At 30.7% G+C, this 626-nt stretch carries 1 protein-coding gene; it reads left to right on the top strand.

Annotated elements, in window-relative coordinates; all coding sequences use genetic code 11:
* The first annotated feature begins 98 nt into the window (after positions 1-98).
* Positions 99-488, top strand: a complete 390-nt coding sequence (locus IE051_RS18535) for a hypothetical protein (RefSeq protein WP_189362905.1) — start codon at positions 99-101, stop codon at positions 486-488.
* Positions 489-626: the final 138 nt, after the last annotated feature.

The following is a 626-nucleotide window of genomic DNA, read 5'->3' as shown; positions in this document are numbered from 1 at the left end:
CGTTGTAAAACATTTAACAGAAACCGAATTACGAATTGAAAAAAGGATATTTAATAATAATTTCGATTGTACTGATAATACTCTCATTCTGGTTCGGAATGAAAGTTGAGCGAGAATTTGCTGAATGGGACGAAACTTTTGAACCGGAATATAAAATTCAGCGAATCTATTTTCCTGAGAAATCAACAGCTTTGTATCTAAAAAGAAAAACTTGGGGAATTACAGGAAATCACCAAACAACAGTAATTTCAACAAATAAGGAATTTCTATTTCAGCCAGACACTATTTCGGATTATGTTTATAATGGGTTTTCAGAAATAATTTATAAAGCAGAAAACAATAAATTAATAATTTATTCGCATCATAAACCCGAAATTCCACAGAAATTTGAATCTGAAATAGAGATTGAATTACGAAAATATAAGAACAACTCTGAATGGAATATTTTAAAAGAGGAAGCTAATAGAAGCTACAAAAAATTTGAATAAAAAACGTTTTACAACACCGTGTAAAAATAATTGCTTGGTTCTAGCCTACTCGGAAAATCCTGCGGATTTTCCTTTGGTTCGCTCCATTTTTATTAAGTTAGTTGCTTAATCACGCAACTATCCTTACACAAACACGTT

It is taken from the genome of Algibacter mikhailovii, from assembly GCF_014651495.1.
Lineage (GTDB): Bacteria > Bacteroidota > Bacteroidia > Flavobacteriales > Flavobacteriaceae > Algibacter_E > Algibacter_E mikhailovii.
The sequence above is the reverse complement of the archived record's forward strand: the minus strand, read 5'-3'. Positions and strand labels throughout refer to the sequence as shown.

What these genes read in the sequence shown, in the direction of transcription:
- IE051_RS18535 (WP_189362905.1), top strand. Translation starts at nt 99, where the DNA reads ATGAAAGTTGAGCGAGAATTTGCTGAATGGGACGAAACTTTTGAACCG.